The organism is Nocardioides marinquilinus (assembly GCF_039543705.1).
GTDB classification, from domain to species: domain Bacteria; phylum Actinomycetota; class Actinomycetes; order Propionibacteriales; family Nocardioidaceae; genus Nocardioides; species Nocardioides marinquilinus.
This window is the reverse complement of sequence record NZ_BAABKG010000009.1, coordinates 1-5763: the sequence shown is the minus strand read 5'-3', so window position 1 is coordinate 5763 and position 5763 is coordinate 1. Positions and strand designations below refer to the sequence as shown.

General features: G+C 57.0%; 3 rRNA genes. All 3 read left to right on the top strand.

The annotated features are described in order from the left end of the window. The first annotated feature begins 224 nt into the window (after positions 1-224). The 3 genes from ABEA04_RS22910 to rrf all read left to right on the top strand — a co-directional run bounded on the left by ABEA04_RS22910 (position 225) and on the right by rrf (position 5754). Positions 225-1769, top strand: a 16S ribosomal RNA gene (locus ABEA04_RS22910). 611 nt (positions 1770-2380) lie between these two features. Further along, positions 2381-5518: ribosomal RNA gene (locus tag ABEA04_RS22905) — 23S ribosomal RNA — on the top strand. Positions 5519-5637: 119 nt separating this feature from the next. Next, positions 5638-5754, top strand: a 5S ribosomal RNA gene (gene rrf / locus ABEA04_RS22900). Together the 16S, 23S and 5S rRNA genes form the textbook arrangement of a ribosomal RNA operon. Positions 5755-5763 lie beyond the last annotated feature (9 nt).

The following is a 5763-nucleotide window of genomic DNA, read 5'->3' as shown; positions in this document are numbered from 1 at the left end:
GCGTCTGATGTTTGAGAACTCAACAGTGTGTTTGTCGATGGTTTTTTGTTTGTGGGCCTGTCGACTCTGATGATCGGTTCGTCTGCCTTGTTTGGTGGGGGTTCTGGTTGGATGGGTTTGTTGGGTTTGTTGGGTTTGTTTTATTTTCGGCAATGATTCTGGCAATTGTTTGTTTGCTAGTTGTTTGTTGCCGGGATTTGAGTTGTCTGTAGTTGTTTTTGTTTTCTACGGAGAGTTTGATCCTGGCTCAGGACGAACGCTGGCGGCGTGCTTAACACATGCAAGTCGAGCGGTAAGGCTCCTTCGGGGGTACACGAGCGGCGAACGGGTGAGTAACACGTGAGTAATCTGCCCTTCACTCTGGGATAAGCTTCGGAAACGGGGTCTAATACCGGATATGACACAGCGGCGCATGTTGTTGTGTGGAAACTTTTTTGGGTGGGGGATGTGCTCGCGGCCTATCAGCTTGTTGGTGGGGTAATGGCCTACCAAGGCGGTGACGGGTAGCCGGCCTGAGAGGGTGACCGGCCACACTGGGACTGAGACACGGCCCAGACTCCTACGGGAGGCAGCAGTGGGGAATATTGGACAATGGGCGGAAGCCTGATCCAGCAACGCCGCGTGAGGGATGACGGCCTTCGGGTTGTAAACCTCTTTCGTCATCGACGAAGCCCTGGCTTTTTGGTTGGGGTGACGGTAGGTGGGGAAGAAGCACCGGCCAACTACGTGCCAGCAGCCGCGGTAATACGTAGGGTGCGAGCGTTGTCCGGAATTATTGGGCGTAAAGGGCTCGTAGGCGGTTTGTCGCGTCGGGAGTGAAATCACTGGGCTTAACCGAGTGCTTGCTTTCGATACGGGCAGACTTGAGGCATTCAGGGGAGAACGGAATTCCTGGTGTAGCGGTGAAATGCGCAGATATCAGGAGGAACACCGGTGGCGAAGGCGGTTCTCTGGGAATGTTCTGACGCTGAGGAGCGAAAGTGTGGGGAGCGAACAGGATTAGATACCCTGGTAGTCCACACCGTAAACGTTGGGCGCTAGGTGTGGGGCCTTTTTCCATGGGTTCCGTGCCGCAGCTAACGCATTAAGCGCCCCGCCTGGGGAGTACGGCCGCAAGGCTAAAACTCAAAGGAATTGACGGGGGCCCGCACAAGCGGCGGAGCATGCGGATTAATTCGATGCAACGCGAAGAACCTTACCTGGGTTTGACATACGCCGGAAGCCTCCAGTGATGGGGGTCTCTTTGATACCGGTGTACAGGTGGTGCATGGCTGTCGTCAGCTCGTGTCGTGAGATGTTGGGTTAAGTCCCGCAACGAGCGCAACCCTCGTCCCATGTTGCCAGCAGCACCTTCGGGTGGCTGGGGACTCATGGGAGACTGCCGGGGTCAACTCGGAGGAAGGTGGGGATGACGTCAAGTCATCATGCCCCTTATGTCCAGGGCTTCACGCATGCTACAATGGCCGGTACAAAGGGCTGCGATCCCGTGAGGGGGAGCGAATCCCAAAAAGCCGGTCTCAGTTCGGATTGGGGTCTGCAACTCGACCCCATGAAGTCGGAGTCGCTAGTAATCGCAGATCAGCAACGCTGCGGTGAATACGTTCCCGGGCCTTGTACACACCGCCCGTCACGTCACGAAAGTCGGCAACACCCGAAGCCCACGGCCCAACCACCTTGTGTGGAGGGAGTGGTCGAAGGTGGGGCTGGCGATTGGGACGAAGTCGTAACAAGGTAGCCGTACCGGAAGGTGCGGCTGGATCACCTCCTTTCTAAGGAGTGCACCTCGTGTGGGGGGCGAATGTCCTCCCGCAGTGTTGGGGTGTCACCTAGTGGAACCACAAGCGAAGTATCTGTCGTCGTCATCTGGTGTCGTCCGGAGGGGGTTGTCCTTTCTGGGTGGTGTGGGTGGTGGCGGTGGGAGTCATCGGTGAGCGCACTGTTGGGCCCTGAGGCATCAGGCCCGCCCCGGTCCGGACGGATCGGTGGTGGCTGGTTGGTTTCTTGGTGGTTTGATTCGTGGATAGTGGACGCGAGCACCAGCCCGTGGTCGGACCCTGTTGTGGGGTTGGCTGTGGGTTGGAGCAAGTAGTGTGTCTGTTCAATGCGAGCCGCGAGCTCGAGCCCGTTCCCGGGCGATGACCTGGCGATAGTGATCCGTGTGATCGTCGTGTGGTCTGTCTGGGTGGGGTTTCGGGTCTTGTGTGTGTCGTGATTGTTCTATGTGTTGTAGGGGCGTGTGCCGCTTGATTGTGCGGTGCGCGCCTTGGTGTGTTGTTGCATGTGTGGTTGCGTGAGCGCCGGCCGTGCACTGTGTGCGGTGTCTGTCTTCCGGTTTTGCTGGGGGATGGGTGCCGGGTGTGGTGTTGGTTGGGTGTTTGTGTGGCAAGCGTGTAAGGGCGCATGGTGGATGCCTTGGCATCGAGAGCCGATGAAGGACGTTGGAGCCTGCGATAAGCCCTGGGGAGTTGGCAACCGAGCTGTGATCCAGGGGTGTCCGAATGGGGAAACCTGGCTGGAGTCATGTCCAGTCACCTGCATCTGAATTCATAGGGTGTAGGGGGGAACCCGGGGAAGTGAAACATCTCAGTACCCGGAGGAAGAGAAAACAATAGTGATTCCGAGAGTAGTGGCGAGCGAAATCGGATGAGGCCAAACCATGGTCGTGTGATACCCGGCAGGGGTTGCGGTCGTGGGGTTGTGGGAGTGTTCTTCATGCATCTGCCGGTGTGTGGCGCAGTAAGAAAGTCTGTGTGAAGGTGAAGTCCGTTGGAAAGCGGTGCCGTAGCGGGTGATAGCCCCGTAGCTGTATGTGCAGGCCTGTGTTGGACGCATCCCAAGTAACACGCCACTCGTGGAATGGTGTGTGAATCTGGCGGGACCACCCGTTAAGCCTAAATACTTCTCGATGACCGATAGCGGACCAGTACCGTGAGGGAAAGGTGAAAAGTACCCCTGGCGGGGAGTGAAATAGTACCTGAAACCGTGCGCCTACAATCCGTCAGAGCCTGGCTGTGCTTGCACAGGGTAGGTGATGGCGTGCCTTTTGAAGAATGAGCCTGCGAGTTCGTGTTGTGTTGCGAGGTTAACCCGTGTGGGGCAGCCGTAGCGAAAGCGAGTCCTAAGAGGGCGTTTGAGTAGCACGATCGAGACCCGAAGCGGAGTGATCTATCCATGGGCAGGTTGAAGCGCGGGTAAGACCGCGTGGAGGACCGAACCCACTTCAGTTGAAAATGGAGGGGATGACCTGTGGATAGGGGTGAAAGGCCAATCAAACTCCGTGATAGCTGGTTCTCCCCGAAATGCATTTAGGTGCAGCGTTGTGTGTGCGCACCGGAGGTAGAGCACTGGATAGCCGATGGGCCCGACCAGGTTACTGACGTTAGCCAAACTCCGAATGCCGGTTGCGTTGAGCATGGCAGTGAGACTGCGGGCGATAAGGTTCGTAGTCGAGAGGGAAACAGCCCAGACCATCGGTTAAGGCCCCTAAGCGGTGACTAAGTGGAAAAGGATGTGGAGTCGCAGTGACAACCAGGAGGTTGGCTTGGAAGCAGCCATCCTTGAAAGAGTGCGTAATAGCTCACTGGTCAAGTGGTTCCGCGCCGACAATGTAGCGGGGCTCAAGTCATCCGCCGAAACCATGGCATCTGTACTAGTTCATTCGATGGACGGCCCGTGAGGGTGTGCAGGTGGGTAGGGGAGCGTCGTGTCATCGGTGAAGCCATCTGGTGATGGGTGGTGGAGGTGTCACGAGTGAGAATGCAGGCATGAGTAGCGAATCACGGGTGAGAAACCCGTGCGCCGAATGATCAAGGGTTCCAGGGTCAAGCTAATCTGCCCTGGGTAAGTCGGGACCTAAGGCGAGGCCGACAGGCGTAGTCGATGGACAACGGGTTGATATTCCCGTACCGGCAACATGACGCCCATGACGAGGCCGGTGATGCTAACCACCCGAAGCCCTCCGTAACCGCATGACCTTCGGGTTGTGTGGGTGGTGGGTGGAGCGTGGGATCCGATCCGGTAGTAGTCAAGCGATGGGGTGACACAGGAAGGTAGCCCAGCCACGCCGATGGTTGTGCGTGGGTAAGCGTGTAGGGCGGGACCTAGGCAAATCCGGGTCCCTGTCTTTGATGACGAGCTTGAGACGTGATGCCGACCCCGTATGGGGGAAGTGGGTGATCCTATGCTGTCGAGAAAAACCTCTAGCGAGTCATGCGCCGCCCGTACCCCAAACCGACTCAGGTGATCAGGTAGAGAATACCAAGGCGATCGAGACAACCATGGTTAAGGAACTCGGCAAAATGCCCCCGTAACTTCGGGAGAAGGGGGACCCGAACCGTCATCCTGTTTACCAGGGGCAGCGGGGAGGGTCGCAGAGACCAGGCCCAAGCGACTGTTTACTAAAAACACAGGTCCGTGCGAAGTTGTAAGACGATGTATACGGACTGACTCCTGCCCGGTGCTGGAAGGTTAAGAGGACTCGTTAGCCACTTCGGTGGTGAAGCGGAGAATTTAAGCCCCAGTAAACGGCGGTGGTAACTATAACCATCCTAAGGTAGCGAAATTCCTTGTCGGGTAAGTTCCGACCTGCACGAATGGAGTAACGACTTGGGCGCTGTCTCAACCATGGACTCGGCGAAATTGCACTACGAGTAAAGATGCTCGTTACGCGCGGCAGGACGGAAAGACCCCGGGACCTTTACTATAGTTTGGTATTGGTGTTTGGTTCGGTTTGTGTAGGATAGGTGGGAGACTGTGAAGCATGCACGCCAGTGTGTGTGGAGTCATCGTTGAAATACCACTCTGGTCGAACTAGATGTCTAACCTCGGACCGTGATCCGGTTCAGGGACAGTGCCTGATGGGTAGTTTAACTGGGGCGGTTGCCTCCTAAAAGGTAACGGAGGCGCTCAAAGGTTCCCTCAGCCTGGTTGGCAATCAGGTGGCGAGTGTAAGTGCACAAGGGAGCTTGACTGTGAGACAGACATGTCGAGCAGGGACGAAAGTCGGAACTAGTGATCTGGCCACGGCATGTGGAAGCGTGGTCACTCAACGGATAAAAGGTACCCCGGGGATAACAGGCTGATCTTCCCCAAGAGTCCATATCGACGGGATGGTTTGGCACCTCGATGTCGGCTCGTCGCATCCTGGGGCTGGAGTAGGTCCCAAGGGTTGGGCTGTTCGCCCATTAAAGCGGCACGCGAGCTGGGTTTAGAACGTCGTGAGACAGTTCGGTCCCTATCCGCCGCGCGCGTTGGAAACTTGAGAAAGGCTGTCCCTAGTACGAGAGGACCGGGATGGACGAACCTCTGGTGTGCCAGTTGTCCCGCCAGGGGCACTGCTGGTTGGCTACGTTCGGAAGTGATAACCGCTGAACGCATCTAAGCGGGAAGCACGTTTCAAGATGAGGTTTCCCACCAACTTGTTGGTTAAGGCCCCCCACAGACCATGGGGTTGATAGGCCGGAGGTGTACAGCAGCAATGCCCAGCCGACCGGTACTAATAGGCCGAGGGCTTGCCATACAAACCCCCTACCAACACCACACCCCAACACCAGCACACCTACTTGCGTTGCGCGTCCACTATCGATACGAACATCCCATCCAGCACCAGCTGGAAACCCTGATGACGCCTCACAGCGTTACGGCGGCCACAGCGGCAGGGAAACACCCGGTCCCATACCGAACCCGGAAGTTAAGCCTGCCAGCGCCGATGGTACTGCAACCGAAAGATTGTGGGAGAGTAGGACGCCGCCGGACAAACATTCC